This window comes from Gordonia ajococcus (assembly GCF_012974285.1).
Classification (GTDB): Bacteria; Actinomycetota; Actinomycetes; order Mycobacteriales; family Mycobacteriaceae; genus Gordonia; species Gordonia amicalis.
Genome location: NZ_CP052884.1, coordinates 1808157 through 1829740, shown reverse-complemented (window position 1 = coordinate 1829740; position 21584 = coordinate 1808157). Strand labels below are relative to the sequence as shown.

The following is a 21584-nucleotide window of genomic DNA, read 5'->3' as shown; positions in this document are numbered from 1 at the left end:
CATGACACATACTGCACCCGTAGACGACGGCGGAACCCTTTCTGCCAAGCAGGGTATCGCCGCCGGAACGTCCATCGGCGCGGCGATCATCCTGATCGTCGTCGGTGTCGTCCAACTCGCACAGGGCATCGCGGCCGTGGCCAAGGACGAGGTCTTCGTCCGCGGAGTCGACTACGTGTACAAGTTCGACTTCACGACCTGGGGCTGGATCCACATCGTGCTGGGCGCCATCGCGATCATCGTCGGCGCCGGACTCGTCAGCGGTGCCGGCTGGGCCAGATTCACCGCCATCGTGATCGCCGCCCTCTCCATCATCGCCAACTTCCTGTGGCTGCCGTACTACCCGTGGTGGTCGGTGCTGATCATCGCGCTCGATGTGGTCGTCATCTGGGCGGTCTCGACCTGGAATCCCCGGGCCGACTACCGCTGACGCAGACCGGCGCCATCGGTGAACACGGAAACCCCTGGGGGCGATCAGGAACCGCCCGGGGGTTTCCCCATCAGCACCTCCGAACGTGCCGAACTCGAGCAGCTGCGCGCCGAGGTTGCCCGGCTCCGCGAACGGGCCGAGACGGGCGAACCAGCGTCGGCCGGCGCCGCGAAACGGCGGTCCGGCTGGCGCTGGTTCGCGGTCGGGGTCCTGTGCGTCCTCGTCGCACTGCTGGCGATCACCTCGGTCACCTCCCGCTTCGTGCGCGGGGAGATCCTCGACACCGACCGCTATCTGACGACGGTCGCACCGCTGGCCTCGGAACCCACGTTGCAGGCCGAGATCACCGACACGGTCACCGACGAGATCTTCCAGCGGATCGACGTCGAGGCGCTGACGGCGAACGCCCTCAACGCGCTGAGCGATGCGGCTCCCGCCACCGCGAACGCGCCCCGCGTGGATCGTGCGATCGACGGACTCGCACCGGTCCTCGCCGGCCAGGCCCGCACCTTCGTACAGCAGACGGTGTCGTCCCTGGTCACCAGCGACCAGTTCGAAACGCTCTGGGTGGAGGCCAATCGCAGGGCGCATGCCGCTCTCGTCGCCGTGGTGACCGGAGACGTCGGACCGTCCTCGGTGACCGTCGATGAGTCGGGAACCGTGAGCATCTCGCTCGGGACGGTGATCGAGAACGTCAAGAAGCGCCTCCTGGACAGCGGGTTCACCTTCGCCGAGAAGATCCCCGCCGTCGACAAGCAGTTCGTGCTGTTCCGGTCACCGGAACTGATCCGCGCGCAACGCGCGGTCTCCACGCTCGACACCGTCGCCGACGTCCTGCCGTGGCTCGCGATCGCATGTGCCCTGGGCGCCGTCGCGATCGCACCACGAGGTCGACGACTCCGCGCGCTCTCCCTCGCCGGACTGTCGTTGGTGGTGGGCATGCTCGTCCTGGCGATCTCGCTGATCGTCGTCCGCGCACTGTATCTCGATGACATACCGGCGGAGGTGTTGTCGCCCGACGCAGCAGCCGTCATCGCCGACACCGTGACCGAACCACTCCGACTCGCACTGCGAGCCGTTGCCGTGCTGGGACTCGTGATCGCGATCGGCGCCTATCTGATCGGCGGTTCGTCGTCTGCCGCCGCGGTGCGGCACGGGTTCTCACACGGTCTCGACTCCCTGCAACATCTACGGAAGGCACGCCCACCGAATGCCTTCGAGACAACCGCCTACCGTGCGCGCATCGCGCTGCGGGCGACCGTCATCGGCATCGCCGCGGTGCTGCTCATGTTCTGGAACTACCCGACCGGCCTCGTCGTCCTGCTCATCGCGTTCTTCGCACTCGTCACGTTGCTGGTGATCGAGATCGTGATCCGGCCGGCACGGGCGTGGCAGGACGACGCGACGGTATGAGGCAGGAGCCGGGTACGGCCGTCGACGAGGAACCGGTCTCTCGTCGATGGTGGGCGCGTGCGGCAGTCGCGGCGGTGATCGTCGCGCTGCTGCTCCCGGTCGCCATGTCGGGACTGCGGGCACTGGTGTTACTGCTGCTGGTCTGTATCGCGTGTGCCGTGGTCATCGTCGTGGCGATCTACTGGTTCCTCATCAGCCGCGGCGCGATCCGCGCACTGGCCGCTGTCGTCGCCGTCATCCAGCTTCCACTTCTGGCAGTCTTCTTGATCCGCGAACGCCAGCTCTGGGTCGTGATCGCTTCAGGGGCACTGGTCGTTGTCGCGATCGCCTGCGCCCGACGAGCATTGCGACCGCCTCGGGCACAGTCACTCATGCCGGAACATCCGGCGACGCCGGTGAGCCGTCCCTTCCTGGTGATGAATCCACGGTCGGGCGGCGGCAAGGTCGGCCGCTTCGACCTGCAGCGCCGGGCCGAGGAACTCGGCGCCGAGGTCGCCTTGCTGAGCGGGCCGGAACAGGTCGACGTCACCGAACTGGCCAGGGATGCGGTGAGACGAGGAGCCGACCTCCTCGGGGTGGCAGGCGGTGACGGCACGCAGGCCCTGGTGGCCGCCGTGGCCGCCGAACAACAGGTGCCGTTCCTCGTGATCAGCGCGGGCACCCGAAATCACTTCGCGCTCGACCTCGGGCTGGACCGGCGCGATCCCACCCGATGTCTGGACGCACTTCACGACGGAATCGAGTTGCACGTCGACCTCGGCTGGATCAATGGGCGCCCGTTCGTCAACAACGCGTCATTCGGCGTCTATGCGGAGGTCGTGCAGAGTCCGCAGTACCGCGACGACAAGACCGGAACGGTCCTGCGGATGCTGCCGGACCTGCTCGGCGCGGACTCCGGGCCGGGCTTGCGAGCCCGGATCGGCGACGACACCGTGACCGGGCCACAGGCGATCCTGGTGAGCAACGGTCCCTACGCCACCAATGACCTGGCGGGGCTTGGACGCCGAACGCGCATCGACTCCGGATTACTCGGCGTGGTCACCGTCTCGGTCGCCGACACCCGCCAGGCCGTGGGCCTGCTCCGGCGCGGCCACCAACAAGGCCTCGTACAGCGCACGGCGACGCAGGTCATCGTCGACGCCGACGCCGCCGAGATCCCGGTCGGTATCGACGGCGAGTCGGTGCGACTCCGGACTCCGGTGCGCTGCACCATCGCCCCGGGTGCGTTGCGTGTCCGTGTCCCTCGAGAGCGTCCCGAGATCCGTGTCGCACCGCCGCAACTCGACTGGGTCCGGTTACGGGATCTGCTCCGGCCGCGGCTCAGCGGTGGCTGAACCACGGTTCCGGTACGCCTCGACCGCCGACTCGACCGTGGGATAGAACCGCGATTCGTCGAATCGGTCATCGGTTTCGAACCGAATGAGCTTGTCCTTGACCGGCCCCTTGAGCTCCGCGAACACCAGTCGGACCGAAGACGACTCGAGCGAGCGGTCGAGATCGACGAGTTCATCTGCGGCGGTCGTGTCGAGACCGGTGATCGGTTCGGCGGCGACGATGACCCAGTCGACCGGTGACCCGCGGCGCGCCAACGTTTCCCGAACGTGTGAGGCGAAGATCTTGCCGTTGGCGAAGAACAGCGGCGCGTCGAAACGGACCAGCACGAGCCCGGGAATCCGGTGGCCCTCCGGATGCCGGACGACGTCGTGAAAGCCGGTGTCCCCCAACTCCACCAGTTCTGTTCGGTACGGCTGCCAGGCGCGCGCCACCACGGCGACGAAGGACAGTCCGATCGCGACCAGGATGCCCTGGAGAACACCCACGAGCGCAACGCCGAGGAATGCCGCCGCGGCCAAGCCGAATTCGATCTTGCTCAACTTCCACACCCGGACCATCCCGGGTATGTCGATGAGCGCGGTCGCCGCGACGATGACGACTGCCGCCAGCGTCGCGTCGGGCAGATAGGCGGTCACGCCGGGAGCCGCCAGGACGAACACCAGTACCGCGGCCGCTCCCACGACGCCCGCGAGCTGGGTGTGCGCACCGGCCTGTTCGGCGACCGGCGTTCGGGAACCGCTCGCCGAGATGGGGAATCCACCGAAGAGTCCACTGGCGAGGTTGGCCGTGCCGATCGCCTTCATCTCCGTGCTGCCGTCGACGTCCTCACCGCGCCGGGCGGCGAAGGTCCGCGACAGCACCCCGGAGTCGGCGAAGGCGATCAGCGCGATCCCCGCGGCGGGTCCGACGAGGGACAGCACGTCGTCCCAGTCGATGCCGCCGTACTGCGGAAGGGGCAGTCCCGCCGGCAGCGCGCCGACCATCCCGATGTCGTCGTCGAGTCCGAACAGGGCGATCACCACGATCGAACCCACCACCGCGACAAGAACCCCCGGTATCCGCGGGAGCCAGCGTCGAAAGGCCACGATGACCACGAGACAGGCGATCCCCATCGCGGCGGCGACCGGGTCGACGTCACCGGCGACCACGGAGGTGACGATCTCACCGATCTCCTGGAACAACCCCGAGGCGTCGACCGAGAAGCCGAGCAGTTTCGGCAACTGTCCCACGACGACGATGAGCGCTATCGCGTTCAGATAGCCGAGTCGCAGCGGCTTGGACAGGAGTTCGGTGACGAATCCGAGCCGAAGAAAGCCGCCCAGGAGGAGAATTGCGCCGACGAGCACGGCGAGGATCCCGGCGAGTGCGAGGGCGTCCTCCGGGTCACCGACCGCGGCCAGTGGCAGGACCGCCGCGGCGATCAGCGGCGCGAGCGACGAATCCGGGCCGAGCACAAGGATCTTCGACGGGCCGACCACGGCATAGGCGAGCAGCGGCACGATCGTCGCCCACAGGCCCGCATAGGCGGGCAGCCCGGCGGCTTCGGCGTAGCCCATCCCGGCGGGGATGAGCAGCGCGGTGAGCACCAGACCGGCGGTGACGTCGGTACGAAGCCACTCGCGCTTGTATCCCCGGGCCGTCGCGAGACCTGGAAGGCGCCAGAGCGCCGACCTGCCGACGCTCATGCGCGCGCTCGCCGCGGTGCGACCGCGTCCAGGCAACGCCACACCGCTGATTGGTCGGCGGTCACCTCACCGCTCCTGGTAGGGAAGATGGCTGATCACGTTGAGCCGGCCGCGCTTCTTGTCGTCGTTGGACACGACGTACCAAGGCGCCCAGCCGGTGTCGGTGTAACGGAACATCTCGTCGCGCGCCCGCGAGAAGTCGTACCAGCGGCTGTAGGACTCGAGGTCGACCTTCGACAGCTTCCAGATCTTGCGCGGATCGTCGATGCGACTCTGGAGGCGCAGCGTCTGCTGTTCCTGACTGACCTCGAGCCAGTACTTCAGGAGGAGGATTCCGGAATCGATCGTCGCCCGGTCGACCGCCGCCGGTTGATCGGTCGCGGCCACGCCCGAAAGACCACTGACGGAATTCTTCCCGCGATGCTTCTTGCCACCCATCGTTCACCTCACAGTCGCCCGCCGTCCTGGGCAGCGGATGCGGCGTCCTCGACCACTCGAAGACCTCACATTGCCATACCTCTCCTGAGGGGCATCGACGAATCACGTCGTATTGTCGACGGCCACGACTCATATCACGCGCGGTGACGCCGAAAAGGGCTCAGATCGATGCCTTCTCGCCACAAACAACGACGAGCGACGGCCCGGCAGGCTTCTGCCGGGGCCGTCGCTCGGTGCGGTTCGCCGGTCAGCCGCGCAGCAGCCCCTTGGCGACGTGGGTCACCTGGATCTCGTTGCTGCCGGCGTAGATCATGAGCGACTTCGCATCTCGCGCGAGCTGCTCGACCCGGTACTCGGCCATGTACCCGTTGCCGCCGAACAGCTGAACGGCTTCCATCGCCACGTCGGTGGCGGCCTTCGACGAGTAGAGCTTCATCGCCGACGCCTCCGACAGGCTCAGCGGCTTACCCGCCTTGCCCCGCTCGATCGTGCTGAAGAGCATGTTCTGCACGTTGATCCGGGCGATCTCCATCTCGGCGAGCTTGAGCTGGATGAGCTGGAACTGGGCGATCTCCTGACCCCACAGCTTGCGCGTCTTGGCGTAGTCGATCGACAGTCGCTGCGCCTCGTTGATGATGCCCAGCGACAGTGCGGCGATGCCGACACGTTCGGCGGTGAAGCCGGCCTTCGCGCCTTCGGAACCACGGGAATCTCCCCCGGTGTCCTCGGTCTCGCCGAGCAGACGGTCCTTGCCGACCCGGACGTTGTCGAAGAACAGCTCACCGGTCGGCGAACTCATCATGCCCATCTTCTTGAACGGCTTGCCCTGGGTGAGCCCCGGCATCCCCTTGTCGAGGACGAAGGACAGCACCTTGCGGTCACGCATCGGCGTTCCGCTGCCGTCGTCGAGTTTCGCGAACACGACGATGGTGTCGGCGTACGGGCCGTTGGTGATGAACGTCTTCTGCCCGTTCAGGATGTAGTCGTCACCATCGCGGCGGACGGTCGTCTTCATGCCGCCGAGCGCGTCGGAGCCCGAATCGGGTTCGGTGATCGCCCAGGCGCCGACCTTCTCCATCGTGACCAGCTCGGGCAGCCAGCGCTTCTTCTGCGCGAGCGTGCCCTTGCCGCGGATCGTCGAGGCGGTCAAGCCCATGCTCACACCCAGCGACGCGACGAGGCCCAGGCACACACCCGCGAGCTCGATGTTGACCATCATGAACATCGAGCCGCCCATACCGCCGCCGTCACCGGAAGATTTCTTCTCCCCGTTGGCTTCTGCGGCGAGTTCCTTCTCCAGCGCATCCTTGGCCATCGCATCGACCCCGAAGGTCGACAGCAGCTTGCGGGTGATGTCGTACGGGGGCAGTACGCCGGACTCGAGCTCGTCGAGATGTGGCCGGATCTCCTTGTCGATGAACGCGCGCAGCGCGTCCCGCACCATCAGATCTTCTTCGGACCACTCGAACATCGTCACTCTCCCAGACCGGTGCCCGCCGGGGCGAACACGTTTCAGTTTTGCCGACTCAACTGTGTCAGGAGTCACTCAGGATGTCTAGGTACGTCTGCGCGAATTCGTTTCTTCAGGGTCTCGACCAGAGGTAGGAGGCCGCCGGACGGACCTCGATCCCGAAGTATCGGCCCGGGTCGTCGCACAGGAGCGCCTGGGCGACGGGCATCGCGACCACGATCGAGGCCATCGCGGTGTCGTGGTGGTCGCGCCAGGCGTGCACCCTGCGCACGAATACCGCCACGCTCTCGCCGCCGTGGGGTCGGGCCGCCGGGTCGGTGAAGAAGGCCGCGAGGTCGCGCGGGTCGATCTCCTCGGGCGTCGATCCCGCCCAGGAACCGACGTCGAGTGTCCGGAGCGCGTCGTCGACTTCCGGCCGCCCGCCCAGGAGCCGGGCAGTCTCGCGGGTCGCGGCCTCGGGTCCGCAAAGCGTCACCGGTCCGGCGACCGATGCGGCGAGCGCTTCGATGTCGCGCCGCCCGCGCTCGTCCAGCGGCGCATCACCGCCGAAGCGCACCGATCTGTTGGGACCGGCGCGCCCGGCGGTGATGATCTGCATGAGAACGTCCGGGCCCGTTCAGTTCTCGGCGGCGTCGACCGTCCGGCGCGCGGTCGGGTTCTTCGACCGCGCCATCGCGCCGAGGATCAGCGCGAAGGTCACCGTCAGCACCGTCCACAGGATGACCTGGTTGGTGATCGTGTACACGCGGAAGTCGGCGACCACATCCGCCGGGAATCCCGGGAACACGATCCGACCGGATTCGTCGCGCACCGGATCGGGCACCTCGCTGAACGACGGCAGGAACGCGATCGTGATACCGACCGCTGTCAGATACGCCGCGCCGCCCACGACCGCCGACACCAACCCGCCGATCCGCGGACGCAGCCACAGCGCGAGTACGACGGCTGCGATCGCCAGCACCAGCGACACGACGGTGATGGTCAGGAAGGCGCCGGTCCGATCCCCGATCGTGTCGTCGTCCCCTACGGCCGGCGGATTGGCCGGGTAGGCGAAGAACGGCACGCCGAAGACGGCCACGAAACCGATCGCACCGATCACTCCGGCGACCGCGCGGGCATCGGTGGCGGGATACCGGTTGCCGAGGTAGCTCCACAGCACGGTGAAGGCGACCGCGAAGAACGCCCCCATGCACAGCGCGAACACCAGGTTGCCGACGCCGGCGCCCAGGTTCTCCTGCATGGCGCGGGTGAAGACCTCACCGCCGTCGCCGTGGTGGTGGCCACCCGCCTCGGCGGCATGGGCCAGTGTCTCCTCGGCCTCTGAGCGGGCGCCCTCGTAGTCGACGGCCTTCGACACCACGGGTTCGATGTAGAACCGTGCGAAGACGAACGACAGGATGCCGGCGATCAGGCCCGACAGCAGGCCTGCGCCGATGAATCTCTTCTCCATGTGAACTTGTCCCTACCGATCGGGTCAGAACGACTCAGTGGCAGGGAAAGCCGAGGAAGTGGCGGGCGTCGTGCACGAACTCGTGCACGTGCGTGTCCTCGCCGAAGACGGAGACGACACCCTGGTCGTAGCCGAGGAAGTAGTAGGCGAGCCCGGCCAGCAGCACGGTGAGGCTCAGCCAGAGCGCCGCGCCGGCGACCGACAGATTCGGTACCGCGAGAGCGCGCGGTGCGGGTGTGACTGCTTCGGACGTACGGGGAGCTGTCATCGGGATGTCCTTTCGCCGATCTCGCGTCGGTGAGTGTGGTGGATCAGTTACTCGCCGGCACGGCATCCTGACTCATGTCTTCCCCAGGCACCGTCGAAATCCTCGACCGCGTCCGGTTCGTCGTTCACAGTGGCGCGACCGTTCCGGATTCTCACCGGATTCCCCGTACAGGCGTGAGATGACTGTATACCCCGACCTGTCACACATGTGAGACATAGTGGAGAGATGCCCCGCCCTTCGGTACTCGACCGCTTCACCGCCCCCACCCGGCGATGGTTCACCGGGGCGTTCACCAAGCCGACCGCGGCGCAGAAGGGCGCCTGGACCTCGATCGCCGACGGCGCGAACACGCTGGTCATCGCACCGACCGGCTCCGGCAAGACCCTGGCGGCGTTCCTCTGGGCCCTCGACCGGCTCGCCGCCGACACCGCTGCACGCCGTCCGGGCACGAAGGTCGTCTACATCTCGCCGCTGAAGGCGCTCGCCGTCGACGTGGAGCGCAACCTGCGCGCGCCGCTCACCGGCATCACCCGCGCCGCGCAGGAACTGAACCTGCCCGAACCGAACATCACGGTCGGCGTCCGCTCCGGCGACACCTCGGCGGCCGACCGCCGCGCCCTGGTGAAGACCCCGCCCGACATCCTGATCACCACCCCGGAGTCGCTCTACCTCATGCTGACCTCGGCGGCGCGGGAGAGTCTCACGAACGTCGAGGCGATCATCGTCGACGAGGTGCACGCGGTCGCCGCGACCAAACGCGGCACGCACCTGGCGCTGACCCTCGAGCGCCTCGACGAACTGCTCGAGAAACCCGCTCAGCGGATCGGCCTGTCGGCGACCGTGCGGCCACCCCAGGTCGTCGCCGGGTTCCTGTCCGGGTCGGCCCCGTGCCAGGTGGTCAAACCGAAGGCCGACAAGACCTTCGACCTCCGCGTCGACGTCCCGGTCGAGGACATGGCCAACATCCCGCCGGCCCCCGGTCCCGACGGCGCCGACCCGGCCGAACTCGACGATGCCTTCTCTCCCACCGCCGGTTCGCTGTGGCCGTACGTCGAGGCGTCGATCGTCGACCAGATCGAGGCCAACCGGGCGACGATCGTGTTCGCGAACTCGCGACGCCTCGCCGAGAAGCTGACCGCGCGGCTCAACGAGATCCACGCCGGGCGACAAGGCACAACCACCGAACCCAGGGCCAATCCGACGGTCGCGGGCGGGGCCCCGGCGTTCGTGATGGGCAGCGGGGCGAGCTCCGGCGCCGAAGCCGTTCTCGCGCGTGCCCACCACGGTTCGGTGAGCAAGGAGCACCGCGCCCAGATCGAAGACGACCTCAAGGCCGGTCGTCTCGCGTGCGTGGTGGCGACCAGTTCGCTGGAACTCGGCATCGACATGGGTGCGGTGGATCTGGTGATCCAGGTCGAGGCACCGCCGTCGGTCGCGAGCGGTCTGCAACGTATCGGCCGCGCGGGCCACCAGGTGGGCGAGATCAGCCAGGGCATCCTCTACCCCAAACACCGCACCGACCTGCTGCACTGCACGGTCACCGTCGAGCGCATGCTCGACGGTGCGATCGAGGAGATCAAGGTTCCCCAGAATCCCCTGGACATCCTTGCCCAGCAGACCATCGCGGCCGCCGCCGTCGACGATCTCGAGGTCGACCACTGGTACGAGGTGGTCCGCCGGGCCGCTCCCTACAAAGATCTCGGACGCGGGGTCTTCGACGCGACGCTCGATCTCATCGCCGGACGGTTCCCTTCCGACGAGTTCGCCGAACTGCGCCCCCGGGTCAACTGGGATCGCGACGCGGGCGTGATCACGGGTCGCCGTGGTGCCCAACGACTCGCGGTGACCTCCGGTGGGTCGATCCCGGATCGCGGGCTGTTCGGCGTCTTCATGGTCTCGGCGCCGGGAGCGCAGCGAGCGGGCCGCATCGATACCGGTGAGAAGTCCACGCGCGTCGGTGAACTCGACGAGGAGATGGTCTACGAGTCGCGGGTCGGCGATGTGTTCGCGCTGGGCGCGACGAGCTGGCGGATCGAGGACATCACCCACGACCGTGTCCTGGTGTCGCCGGCGTTCGGCCAACCCGGCCGGCTGCCGTTCTGGATCGGCGACGCGATCGGGCGTCCCGCCGAACTCGGCGCGGCGATCGGGGCGTTCACCGGGTCCATCGCCGACCCCGGGAAGCTCGACACCCACGCCGAGCGCCTCGGGCTGACCGAGAACGCCCGCACCAACCTCGCCACCCTCATCGCCGAACAACGCGAGGCGACCGGACATGTCCCCACCGACCGGACACTCGTCGTCGAACGGTTCCGCGACGAACTCGGCGACTGGCGCGTCATCCTGCACTCCCCGTACGGTCTGCGGGTCCACGCACCGTGGGCGAGCGCCATCTCCCAGCGACTCCTCGCGACGCTCGGCATAGAAGGCGCCACCACCGCGTCCGACGACGGGATCATCCTCCGCCTCCCCGACACCGACGACGCGCCCCCGGGCGCCGATGTCTTCCTCCTCGACCCCGACGAGGTCGAACAGCTCGTCACCGACGGCCTCGCCGACTCGTCGATGTTCGCCTCGAGATTCCGCGAATGTGCCGCGCGTGCACTGCTTCTGCCCCGCCGCGATCCGGGACGCCGCGCACCGCTCTGGCAGCAGCGCCAGCGCAGCGCCCAATTGCTCTCGGTGGCATCCAAGTTCCCCGACTTCCCGATAGTCCTCGAGGCGGTGCGGGAGTGTCTGCAGGACGTATACGACCTCCCCGCCCTGCTCGATCTGCTCAGCCGCATCCGTTCGCGCCGGATCCGCGTCGTGGAGACCGAGACGCCGAGTCCGTCGCCGTTCGCGGCGTCGCTGCTGTTCGGCTACGTCGGCGCCTTCATGTACGCCGACGACGCACCACTCGCCGAACGCCGTGCCGCCGCACTGTCACTCGACACCAGCCTGCTGGCGCAACTGCTGGGCCGCGTCGACCTGCGCGAGTTGCTCGATCCCGGTGTCATCGCCGAGGTCATCGCCCGCCTACAACGGCTGTCCCCGGATCGACAGGCGCGCGACGCCGAAGACATCGTCGACCTGCTCCGCTGGCTCGGACCGCTGACCACCGAGGAGGTCGAGGCCCGGTACCGCGGCGAGACGCCGGTGGCCGAAGTGCTCGCCGAGCTGCACCGCAGCGGTCAGATCATCTCCGTCAACCACAACCGGCGTGCGCTCTGGGCCTCGATCGACGACACCGCACGGTTGCGCGACGCACTCGGAGTCCCTGCACCACTGGGCATTCCGGCCGCCTTCCTCGAACCGGTACCTGATCCGATCGGCGACCTCATCGGACGTTACGCCCGCACCCACGGGCCGTTCACCATCGCCGACGCGGCGGCGGCCCTGGGGATCGCGACGGCCGTCGTGCGCGACACCCTGGCCCGCCTCGCGGGCGAACGACGCGTCGTCGAAGGTGATTTCCTCCCGGAGACCAGACCGGCCGATCCGGCTCAGGGGACGGCGCCGACAACCCAGTGGTGCCACACCGACGTCCTCGGGCAGATCCGTCGTGGGTCGCTCGCCGCGAGCCGGGCCGAGGTCGCACCGGTCGGTACCGAGGTCCTCACCAGATTTCTCGTCGAGTGGCAGCACGGGTCACCCGGGACGCAGTTGCGCGGCGTGGACGGAGTGGCGACGGTCGTGGACCAGCTCGCCGGATATCCGCTCCCGGCGTCGGCCTGGGAGTCGCTGATCCTGCCCGCACGCGTCACCGACTACGCACCGTCCATGCTCGACGAGCTGCTGAGCAGTGGCGAGGTCGTCTGGTCGGGACACGGCCGCATCGGCAACGCCGACGGCTGGGTGGCCCTGCATCCGGCCGACGTCGCCGCGTTCACCCTCCCCGAGTCCGACACCATCGACACCACCACCGTCCACGACGCCATCACCACCGCCCTCGAACCCGGTGGTGCACTGCGGTTCCCACAGATCGCCGGCGACATCAGCACGGGTACGACGACGCCCGCCGCCGATGTCGAGAGCGCCCTGTGGGACCTGGTCTGGGCCGGTCAGGTCAGCAACGACACCTTCGCTCCGGTGCGCGCGCTGCTCCATCCCCGGCGAAGTCCGTCGACTCCACGGTCGGCACCCGCCCACCGCGCACGAGGCCGCGCCCCACGACTCCGCGCCGGACGCCTCTCCGCGCGCTACCTGACCGAGCACGCGTCCGGGCCACCGGTCGCGCCGACCGCGAGCGGTCGGTGGTTCGCACTGGACCGGCCCGAGATCGACCCGACGATCGCCACGCAGGCGCTGTGCGATCAATTGCTCACCCGGTACGGCGTGATCACCCGGGGCAGCGTCACCGCCGAAGAGGTGACCGGCGGATTCGCCCGGGTGTACAAGGCGCTCACCGTCTTCGAGGACAACGGCCAGGTTCGTCGCGGCTACTACGTCGACGGACTCGGCGGCGCACAGTTCGCCTCCCCGGCCACGGTCGACGAGTTGCGGCGTCACGCCCTCCCCGACCGCAAGCCCCCGCGTGAGGCCACCATCCTCGCCGCCACCGACCCGGCCAATCCGTATGGTGCGGCGCTGGAGTGGCCGAGATCCCGGGATGCCGAAGCCGGCCACCGGCCGGGACGCAAGCCGGGCGCCCTGGTGGTTCTGGTCGACGGCGAGCTCGTGTGCTTCGTCGAACGCGGCGGCAAGACGCTCCTGACCTTCACCGACTCGATCCCTGCCCTGGAATCCGCTGCCGGAGCACTGGTGGCCCTGGTCCGTGCGGGCCGCATCTCCCGGTTGACGATCGACCAGATCGACTCGGAACCGGTGCGCGGCACAGACTTCGGGAAGGTCCTCGTCGAGGCCGGTTTCGCCACGACCCCGCGCGGCATCCGACTCCGGTACGGAACCCATGCCTGAGGGCGACACGGTCTTCGCCGCGGCCGCCCGGCTTCGTCAGGGCCTGGAAGGACGCACACTCATCTCGACGCAGTTCCGCATCCCGTCGCTGGCCACCTCCGACCTGTCGGGACGGACCGTCGTCGGGGTCAGGTCGAAGGGAAAGCATCTGCTCATCGACGTCGACGAGAGCGAACCCGGTGCAGGCGACGCGGTCAGCATTCATTCCCATCTGAAGATGGAGGGTGTCTGGCATGTGCATCGCCGGGGCCAGAAGTGGCGTCGCCCCGCGTACCAGGCGCGGGTGGTGCTGCGCACCGACGATCACGAAGCCGTCGGCTTCGATCTCGGCACCCTCGAACTCCTCGCCGACCCCGACGCCGCCCTCGCATATCTGGGGCCGGATCTGCTGGCCGACGACTTCGACCGCGCGGAGGCGATCCGCCGCCTCGGCGCCGACCCCGAGCAGACCATCGGCGCGGCGCTGCTCGACCAACGCCTGATGGCCGGCGTCGGCAACGTCTTCCGCAGCGAGATCTGTTATCTGCGTGGCGTTCTCCCGACCCGTCCGGTCGGAGACGTGGACCTCGGTCCGATGGTCGACCTCAGCCGGCGGCTGCTGTGGGCCAACCGGATGCGCTCGGCCCGGACCACCACCGGCAACACTTCACCGAACGCGCGCATGTGGGTGTACGGCCGCAACGGACAGCTGTGCCGCCGCTGCGCGACGATCATCAAACGCGGCGAACTCGCCTCGACCGGTGGCGAGCGATCCGTCTACTGGTGCCCACGCTGCCAGAGTTGATCGCGGTGTCAGACGGGGTAGCGTTCGGGTTCGGGTCCGAACTCGAAACGACGCGCGGTGATCTCCTCGACCGCGATCTCCACGTAGTTGTACTTGACCGTCGCGATCCACGGACGCAGCGGCAACCGGTCGGCGGCCTCGATCTCACTCAGTGCGGACAGAATCCGCGCCGAGCCCTTGGCCACCACACTCCACCCACCGGTGTCGGTGTGGGCGTCGGACTCGAACGCCACCCGGTTGTTCACGACCACCTCGGCGAGTTTGGTCCCCTCACCCGTACGCAAGGTGATCTTCCCGTCCGCCGCATAGTAGTTGACCGGGAAGATGTCGGGAGTGTCGTTGACGCTCAACGCTATCCGTCCCAGCTCCCCGGAGCCGAGCAACTCCCAGGCTTCTTCCGGAGCGAGTATCTGAACCGGCATCTCCATCATGATCAGTCCCTTCTTCCCCAGTTCGATGATCCTCTACGAGAGACGGTGGCGACAGAGGACAAAGTCTCCGAGTTCGCCGGGTGGCCGGCGGTCTCACTCGGGGACGGGCACCGGCTCCAGGATCTCCGACCGCGCCTCGGGTGCGGCCGCCCGCAGGGCGTCGGCCGAGTCGTCGTCGGGTTGCTGCTGCGAGGCCACCTCGGCCTCGACCCGGGCGATGTAGGTCGCGACCTCGAAGTCGCGCTGTTCGGTGGTCCAGCCCAGGATCGGGGCGAGCAGGTCGGCGACCTCGTCGGCACAGTCGACGCCGCGATGGGAGTACTCGATCGCGATACGGGTACGCCGCGCCAGCACGTCCTCGAGATGCCGTGCGGCCTCGGCGACCGCCGCGTAGACCACTTCGACGCGGAGATACTGCGGCGCCGCGCCCAGCGGTGCGAGCAGTGACCTGTCCTCGGACGCGTAGTAGAGAACGTCGTCGATCAGCGAGCCGTAACGGTTGAGCAGTCGTCGAATCCGGTACGGGTGGAGGCCGTACCGCTGTCCGAGATGCTCGCACTGGTTGATGAGCGCGAAGTACCCGTCGGCGCCGAGGAGCGGCACCCGCTCGGTGATCGACGGCGCTACGCGGGTGGGGATGAAGTCGTTGCAGGCTTCGACGGCGTCGGCGGCCATCACCCGGTAGGTGGTGTACTTGCCGCCCGCGATCGCCACCAATCCCGGCGCAACGGTGGCGACGGCGTGCTCGCGCGAGAGTTTCGACGTCTCGTCGTCCTCACCGGCCAGCAGCGGCCGCAGACCGGCGTACACGCCTTCTATGTCGTCGTGGGTCAGCTTGGTGACCAGCACCTCGTTGACACGCTCCAGGATGTAGTCGATGTCCGCACGGGTGGCGGCCGGATGTGCGAGGTCGAGGTTCCAGTCGGTGTCGGTGGTGCCGATGATCCAGTGGGTCTCCCACGGGATCACGAACAGCACCGAATTGGCGGTGCGCAGGATGATCGCGGTCTCGCTGACGATCCGGTCGCGCGGCACCACGATGTGCACGCCCTTCGACGCGCGCACCTTGAAGTGACCGCGCTGCTTGGACAACGCCTGGACCTCGTCGGTCCACACCCCGGCGGCGTTGATGACGCAGTGGGCGCGCACCTCGGTGACGTCGCCGCTCTCGGTGTCCCGCACGCGCACTCCGAGTACGCGGTCGGATTCGCGGAGAAAGCCGATCACCTGCGTCGAAGTGCGGATGACCGCGCCATAGTTGGCCGCGGTGCGGGCCACGGTGAGGCTGTGCCGGGCGTCGTCGACGACCGTGTCGTAATACCGGATTCCGCCGATGAGCGAGTTGCGCTTGAGTGCCGGAGCCACGCGCAGCGCGCCCGATCGTGTCACATGGCGCTGGCCCGGCACCGATTTGGCGCCGCCCATGCGGTCGTAGAGGAAGATTCCCGCCGCCACATACGGCCGCTCCCAGACCCGCTGAGTGAGCGGGTAGAGGAACGGGAGGGGTTTCACCAGGTGCGGGGCCAGCAAGCGCAGCGAGAGCTCGCGCTCCCTGAGGGCCTCACGGACGAGACCGAACTCGAGTTGTTCCAGGTAACGGAGGCCGCCGTGGAACATCTTCGACGACCTGCTCGAGGTCCCCGAGGCGATGTCGCGCGCCTCGACCAGCGCCACCCGCAGACCGCGTGTGGCGGCGTCGAGCGCGGCGCCGACCCCGACCACCCCGCCACCGATCACCACGATGTCGAACTGTTCGTCACCGAACCGCCGCCACGCCTCGGCGTGGTAGTGCGACCCCATGTCCGCCGGCCGGTCCGGGTTGAACTCGGTGTTCATGTTCGCCGAGCCTAATTGATTCCGGCCCACACCACAGCGTGCGACACTGACGGCGTGGGCAGTTCAGGCAATTATGTGGCGGCGATCGACCAGGGCACCACCTCGACCCGGGCGATGATCTTCGACCGCAAGGGACGCGTCGTCGGGGTGGAACAACTCGAACACGAACAGATCTTCCCGCGGGCCGGCTGGGTCGAACACGACGCCGCCGAGATCTGGCGCAACACCCGCCGAGTCGGCGCCGCCGCACTGGCCTCGGCCGACCTGACCGCCAAGGACATCGTCGCCTGCGGCATCACCAATCAGCGCGAGACCACGGTGATCTGGGACCGCGAGACCGGACGGCCGGTCCACAACGCCATCGTGTGGCAGGACACCCGCACCGCCGAGGTGTGCACCGAACTCGCCGGCGACGCCGGCGTCGACCGTTACCGCGAACGCACCGGCCTGCCACTGTCGACCTACTTCGCCGGACCGAAGATCCGCTGGCTGCTCGACAACGTCGATGGGCTTCGCGAGCGCGCCGAATCCGGCGAGTTGTGCTTCGGGACAATGGATTCCTGGATCGCGTGGAACATGACCGGCGGAGTCGACGGCGGGCAGCACGTCACCGACGTCACCAATGCCTCGCGCACCATGCTCATGGATCTGCGGACGCTGAGCTGGGATGAGGAGATCTGCGACGAGATGGGCATCCCGATCTCGATGCTGCCCGAGATCCGCAGCTCGTCCGGCGACTTCGGCGCGCTGCGAGGCAACGGACCACTCCCCGGCGTCCCGCTGACCGGCATCCTCGGCGACCAGCAGGCCGCCACCTTCGGCCAGGCCTGCCTGTCACCCGGCGAGGCCAAGAACACCTACGGGACCGGTAACTTTCTGCTGCTCAACACCGGAACCGAGCCGGTCTTCAGCGAGCACGGCCTGCTGACGACGGTCTGTTACCGCATCGGCGACGAGCCGGCGCGCTATGCGCTCGAGGGGTCCATCGCGGTGACCGGCTCGCTCATCCAGTGGCTGCGGGACAATCTCGGCCTGTTCCCGGTGTCGTCGGATGTGGAGAAGCTGGCCGCGGAGGTCGACGACAACGGCGGCGCCTACTTCGTACCCGCGTTCTCCGGCCTCTTCGCGCCACGCTGGCGCTCGGACGCCCGCGGTTTGATCGTCGGTCTGACACGCTTCGTCAACAAGGGCCACCTGGCCCGGGCTGCGTTGGAGGCCAGCGCCTTCCAGACCCGCGAGGTCATCGAGGCGATGCAGGCCGACGCCGGCATCGAGCTGTCCACGCTCAAGGTCGACGGCGGGATGGTGGTCAACGAACTGCTCATGCAGTTCCAGGCCGACATCCTCGACGTCCCGGTCGTCCGGCCCGTGGTCAACGAGACCACGGCACTGGGTGCGGCATACGCGGCCGGTCTGGCGGCGGGGTTCTGGGAGAGCGAGGACGACATCCGCGCGAACTGGGCCGAACACAAACGCTGGGAACCCGCCATGGCCGAAGAAGAGCGGGAACGCCTGTACGGCGAATGGAATCGCGCCGTCGAGCGCAGCTTCGATCTGGCGTGAATCAGGCGACGTAGTCGGCGAGAACCCCGACGACACCCGCGGTGCCCCCGAGCGCGGCGGCGGCTTCGTACGCAGCCTCCCGCAGAGCGGTGCGCGGTGCCTCCGCGGCCGTCGACACCGACATCGCGGCGAGGACGCAGTCAACAGCTCGGGCACGGCGGAAGCTGTCGAGTTGACGATCGGTGTCACCGCGTCGCTGGTGGGCGAACGAATCGAAATCGTGTTGTGCGGCAACCACCCTCAACGACGCCACGCCCGCCGGCTCGGCACTCCCCTGCTGGCGCCACTGGCGGATCACGTCGCGGACCTCGGGTGTCGACGCTCCGGTCACGTCCATGACGGTGGCTACCAGCAGATGCAGACACCGGATGATGTCCTCGTCGGGCACGGCGGAGGCGAGCCGGGCGACACCGCCGGGCAGCCTGTCCACCCGGCTCAGCATGTCCGGCCACGTGTCGTCGACGACGGTTCCTCGCCTCCGCCGGTACCCGCGTCGGCGGTACCGGGGTGCCGAACCGCCGGAGCGATCTCTTCACCCGGCGTCGGCTGCGGGGGTGCGACCTCCGGTGCGGCCGGGACCATGTGCGGAATCCAGTCGCCGATCACCGGCGGCCCGACGAGCGGCAGGTCGCCGACGATCTCCGCGCCGTGCTCTCGGTTGTTCAGGTAGGGCGCCGCCTTGTGCTTGTCGTCGTCCTCGGCGCCGGGCCGGCGGGCCGTGGGCGGCGCACCGGCGGGGCCCACCGGTGGTGCGATCCCCGCACGTGGTCCCGCAGCACTCGCGGCCGGCGGCGTCGACGTCGTCGGCGTGGCGACTCCGGGCGACGACGGCGTCAGCGGTAGCGGCCCGCCCACCGGGGTGATCGGAACTCCGGCCGCGATCCCGGAACCCGCTCTGTCAGAACCGTTTCCGCGCTCGGCCCCAGATCGTCCGGCACCGGCGACACCGTGCGCGCCGACGCCGCCCGGTGTGCCTTGACCGCCGCGGAGCAGTCCGTCGGGGTCGTCGACATCCCGGCGGCCGGACGATCCCGACGGCGAGGAGGACGACGAGACCGGCGTGACCGGTGTGGGCCCACCTCCCGTCGGTCCCGGGCCCGGCCCACCGGTCGCGACCGGGACCGTGGCGCCACCGGAACGGCCGAAGTCTCCGGCGTCGACGGTGTTCGCCGCCTGACCGCGCGGCGTCTCGGATCCGGACCCCGGGCCGGCCGCGGACGACATGCCGCCGATCCCGCGCACCAGGTCGTCGGGCCCGGTGGGCTCCGGAAGCGCGTGCTGGACACGCTGCATCGGTGACGAGTACGTGCCCGACATGGTGCGGTCCGCCTCGAACCGCACCACCGGAGCGTCCTCGGGGTTGTCGCGGAGGTGCTGCTGCAGTTCTCGCAACCGCCCCTCCTGACCCCGTGTCGCACCGACGATCCCGACGGCGGTGCTCAGGGCCTCGCCGACCACGGTGGCCGTCTCCAGACTCCGTTGCATGGCGTCGGACAACGCCTTTCCCGCATCGAGGGCGGCATCGGAGGCGAGGCCGAGCAGCTCGTCGCCGAACATCGCCGCCATGCGATCCGACGCGCGGCGCACCGCCTCGATCGCCTTGAGGATCGTCTCGACGTCACCGGAGGCCCGGCCGGGATCCATGGTGCGGAGGGTGTCGATGATCTCGTCGATGCCCATGCCGGCCCAGTCGGTGCGTCCCCCGCCGAACGACGGCGCGTTCGACACACCCCGGTTGTTCTGCGCAAACGGGTCGGCAACGGGCCCTGTCACGACATCTCCCCCTACGTCGCGGTGCGCCCGGTTCCGGGCGGATTCGTACGACCCTACCGTGATCGCGCCGCCCGACGAGGTGTCAGTCCAGATCGTCGTGCCGGACGAGCTGACGCGCGGCTTCGGTGATCGAACCGGACAGCGACGGGTACACCGAGAACGTCTGCGCGAGATCGCCGACGGTCAGTTTGTTCTGCACCGCGAGGGCCAGCGGGAGGATGAGCTCGGAGGCGTTGGGCGCCACCGCGACACCACCGATCACCACGCCGGTGGCCGGACGGCAGAAGATCTTCACGAATCCGCGACGCAGCCCGCTCATCTTGGCGCGCGGATTGGTCGCCAGCGGCAGCATCACCGTGCGCGCGGGGTACTCGCCGGCGTCGATGGCCTTCTGCGAGACCCCGACGGTGGCGATCTCCGGACGCGTGAAGATCGCCGACGCAACGGTTTTCAGCTTGATCGGGCTGACGCCCTCGCCCAGGGCGTGGTACACGGCGATGCGACCCTGCATGGCGGCCACCGAGGCCAGCGGCAGCAAGCCGGTGCAGTCGCCGGCCGCGTAGATTCCGGGCACCGAGGTCCGCGACACCCGGTCCACCCGGATGTAGCCACCCTTGTCGACCTCGACCCCGGCACGCTCGAGTTCGAGGTTCGCGGTGTTGGGAATGGAGCCGACGGTCATCAGCACGTGACTGCCGGTGACGGTGGACCCGTCGGCGAGATGCGCGGTGACGGTGTCGCCGTCGCGGACGACCTTGTCGGCACGCGCGTGCTTGACGAGTTCGACGCCGCGCTCGGCGAGCGCATCCTCGAGCACCAGGGCGGCGTCCTCGTCCTCGTGCGGGAGCACGCGGTCACGACTCGACACCAGCGTCACCTTCACACCGAGTTCGGTGTAGGCGTGGACGAACTCCGCGCCGGTGACACCGGAACCGATGACGACGAGATGCTCGGGCAGTTCTTCGAGGTCGTAGAGCTGACGCCAGGTGAGGATGCGTTCGCCGTCGGGCTGCGCGTCGGGCAGGATGCGCGGCGACGCGCCGGTCGCGATCAGCACGACGTCACCGTCGTAGCGCTCGGTGCTGCCGTCGGCGAGGGTCGCGACGACGCAGTGGGTCGAGACGCCGACCTGCGTCTCGTCGAGAACGGCGGTACCGGAGACCAGTTTGACGCCCTCACTGAGGAGTCGCGACTTGATGTCGGCGGACTGGGCGAAGGCGAGGTCGCGCACGCGCTGATGGATCTGCGGGAGGGTGACCAGGGTGTCGTCGGTCTTGATGTTGATGCCGAGGTCGACGGCGCGACGCACCTCGGTACGGATACCGGTGGAGGCGATGAAGGTCTTCGACGGGACGCAGTCCCACAACACACAGGCGCCACCGATCCCGTCCGAATCGATCACCGTGATGTCGGCGCCGTACGCGGCCGCGGCGAGCGCCGCCTCATAACCCGCTGGTCCACCGCCGATGATGACGATCCTGGTCACTGTGCACTCCTGTCCTTCACCGGTCTCGTCGCGGCGGCCTTCGTGGGGCACCGTGCGCCCGGCGTGGTGTTGTCGAATGGGCGAACTGGTTGGTGCCGGACCGGCGGGCGTCCGACTGGCTGGTGTCCGACTGCTGATCCGACTGGGTCGAGCCTCGCGGGGTGGTGCGTCGCTCTGATGTGGCGGACCGTCACGTGGTGTCGCGCCACCTAACAACCTAGTCCTGATCGTCCCGCGGCACTCCTCGGGTGGCCCCGCATGCGGCGTACGCCACTACTCGCCTCCTGCCTGTCGCCTTCCGGACTCGCCGCCGACCCACTAG

At 68.5% G+C, this 21584-nt stretch carries 16 protein-coding genes, 1 pseudogene and 1 riboswitch; of the genes and pseudogenes, 6 read left to right on the top strand and 11 right to left on the bottom strand.

Annotated elements, in window-relative coordinates; translation table 11 throughout:
• The first annotated feature begins 1 nt into the window (after window position 1).
• From GAA2_RS08405 to GAA2_RS08395, 3 genes are read left to right on the top strand one after another with little or no spacing between them, the layout of a single operon-like run.
• The gene (locus GAA2_RS08405) at window positions 2–430 is read left to right on the top strand and encodes a hypothetical protein (RefSeq protein WP_024497240.1); all 429 of its coding nucleotides are present in this window, start codon (window positions 2–4) and stop codon (window positions 428–430) included.
• Window positions 431–448: 18 nt separating this feature from the next.
• Window positions 449–1843, top strand: a complete 1395-nt coding sequence (locus GAA2_RS08400; RefSeq protein ID WP_024497239.1) for a hypothetical protein — start codon at window positions 449–451, stop codon at window positions 1841–1843.
• The gene (locus GAA2_RS08395; protein ID WP_024497238.1) at window positions 1840–3177 is read left to right on the top strand and encodes a diacylglycerol/lipid kinase family protein; all 1338 of its coding nucleotides are present in this window, start codon (window positions 1840–1842) and stop codon (window positions 3175–3177) included. The genes GAA2_RS08400 and GAA2_RS08395 overlap by 4 nt, the downstream gene beginning before the upstream one ends.
• Here GAA2_RS08395 and GAA2_RS08390 read toward each other — a convergent pair.
• The 6 genes and pseudogenes from GAA2_RS08390 to GAA2_RS08365 form a co-directional block, all read right to left on the bottom strand.
• The gene (locus tag GAA2_RS08390) at window positions 3139–4863 is read right to left on the bottom strand and encodes a SulP family inorganic anion transporter (RefSeq protein ID WP_024497237.1); all 1725 of its coding nucleotides are present in this window, start codon (window positions 4861–4863) and stop codon (window positions 3139–3141) included. The genes GAA2_RS08395 and GAA2_RS08390 overlap by 39 nt on opposite strands.
• A gap of 75 nt (window positions 4864–4938) precedes the next feature.
• Window positions 4939–5223 (bottom strand): annotated as a pseudogene (locus GAA2_RS08385) (polyphosphate kinase 2); the annotation flags it as partial.
• A gap of 325 nt (window positions 5224–5548) precedes the next feature.
• Window positions 5549–6772 carry an acyl-CoA dehydrogenase family protein gene (locus GAA2_RS08380; protein ID WP_024497235.1) on the bottom strand — a complete coding sequence of 408 codons (1224 nt, stop codon included), beginning with the start codon at window positions 6770–6772 and terminating at the stop codon, window positions 5549–5551.
• Window positions 6773–6884: 112 nt separating this feature from the next.
• On the bottom strand, window positions 6885–7370 hold the full coding sequence (locus GAA2_RS08375; RefSeq protein ID WP_024497234.1) for a histidine phosphatase family protein: 486 nt from the start codon (window positions 7368–7370) through the stop codon (window positions 6885–6887).
• An 18-nt stretch (window positions 7371–7388) separates the two neighbouring features.
• Window positions 7389–8222 carry a CbtA family protein gene (locus GAA2_RS08370; protein WP_024497233.1) on the bottom strand — a complete coding sequence of 278 codons (834 nt, stop codon included), beginning with the start codon at window positions 8220–8222 and terminating at the stop codon, window positions 7389–7391.
• A gap of 34 nt (window positions 8223–8256) precedes the next feature.
• The gene (locus GAA2_RS08365) at window positions 8257–8490 is read right to left on the bottom strand and encodes a CbtB domain-containing protein (RefSeq protein WP_024497232.1); all 234 of its coding nucleotides are present in this window, start codon (window positions 8488–8490) and stop codon (window positions 8257–8259) included.
• A gap of 38 nt (window positions 8491–8528) precedes the next feature.
• Window positions 8529–8705: riboswitch (cobalamin riboswitch) on the bottom strand.
• A gap of 10 nt (window positions 8706–8715) precedes the next feature.
• On the opposite strand from GAA2_RS08365, the gene GAA2_RS08360 reads away from it, so the two are divergent.
• Together GAA2_RS08360 and GAA2_RS08355 are read left to right on the top strand one after the other, a co-directional pair.
• On the top strand, window positions 8716–13389 hold the full coding sequence (locus tag GAA2_RS08360; protein ID WP_024497231.1) for an ATP-dependent helicase: 4674 nt from the start codon (window positions 8716–8718) through the stop codon (window positions 13387–13389).
• Window positions 13382–14173 (top strand): DNA-formamidopyrimidine glycosylase family protein, encoded by a 792-nt coding sequence (locus GAA2_RS08355; protein WP_024497230.1) that lies wholly within the window; start codon window positions 13382–13384, stop codon window positions 14171–14173. The genes GAA2_RS08360 and GAA2_RS08355 overlap by 8 nt, the downstream gene beginning before the upstream one ends.
• A gap of 8 nt (window positions 14174–14181) precedes the next feature.
• On the opposite strand, the gene GAA2_RS08350 is transcribed toward GAA2_RS08355, so the two are convergent.
• Together GAA2_RS08350 and glpD are read right to left on the bottom strand one after the other, a co-directional pair.
• Complete coding sequence (locus GAA2_RS08350; protein ID WP_024497229.1) at window positions 14182–14604, bottom strand: pyridoxamine 5'-phosphate oxidase family protein; 423 nt, start codon at window positions 14602–14604, stop codon at window positions 14182–14184.
• Between the two features lie 93 nt (window positions 14605–14697).
• Window positions 14698–16440, bottom strand: a complete 1743-nt coding sequence (gene glpD, locus GAA2_RS08345) for a glycerol-3-phosphate dehydrogenase (RefSeq protein WP_024497228.1) — start codon at window positions 16438–16440, stop codon at window positions 14698–14700.
• A 75-nt stretch (window positions 16441–16515) separates the two neighbouring features.
• On the opposite strand from glpD, the gene glpK reads away from it, so the two are divergent.
• Window positions 16516–18003 (top strand): glycerol kinase GlpK, encoded by a 1488-nt coding sequence (glpK, locus tag GAA2_RS08340; RefSeq protein WP_024497227.1) that lies wholly within the window; start codon window positions 16516–16518, stop codon window positions 18001–18003.
• 1 nt (window position 18004) lies between these two features.
• Here the strand turns inward: glpK and GAA2_RS08335 are convergent, their stop codons facing one another.
• The 3 genes from GAA2_RS08335 to GAA2_RS08325 all read right to left on the bottom strand — a co-directional run bounded on the left by GAA2_RS08335 (window position 18005) and on the right by GAA2_RS08325 (window position 21262).
• Window positions 18005–18445 (bottom strand): hypothetical protein, encoded by a 441-nt coding sequence (locus tag GAA2_RS08335; RefSeq protein WP_006434532.1) that lies wholly within the window; start codon window positions 18443–18445, stop codon window positions 18005–18007.
• Window positions 18439–19776 (bottom strand): hypothetical protein, encoded by a 1338-nt coding sequence (locus GAA2_RS08330; RefSeq protein ID WP_035760056.1) that lies wholly within the window; start codon window positions 19774–19776, stop codon window positions 18439–18441. Before GAA2_RS08330 ends, GAA2_RS08335 begins: the two co-directional genes overlap by 7 nt.
• Window positions 19777–19858: 82 nt before the next feature.
• Complete coding sequence (locus tag GAA2_RS08325; protein ID WP_006434530.1) at window positions 19859–21262, bottom strand: NAD(P)H-quinone dehydrogenase; 1404 nt, start codon at window positions 21260–21262, stop codon at window positions 19859–19861.
• Window positions 21263–21584: the final 322 nt, after the last annotated feature.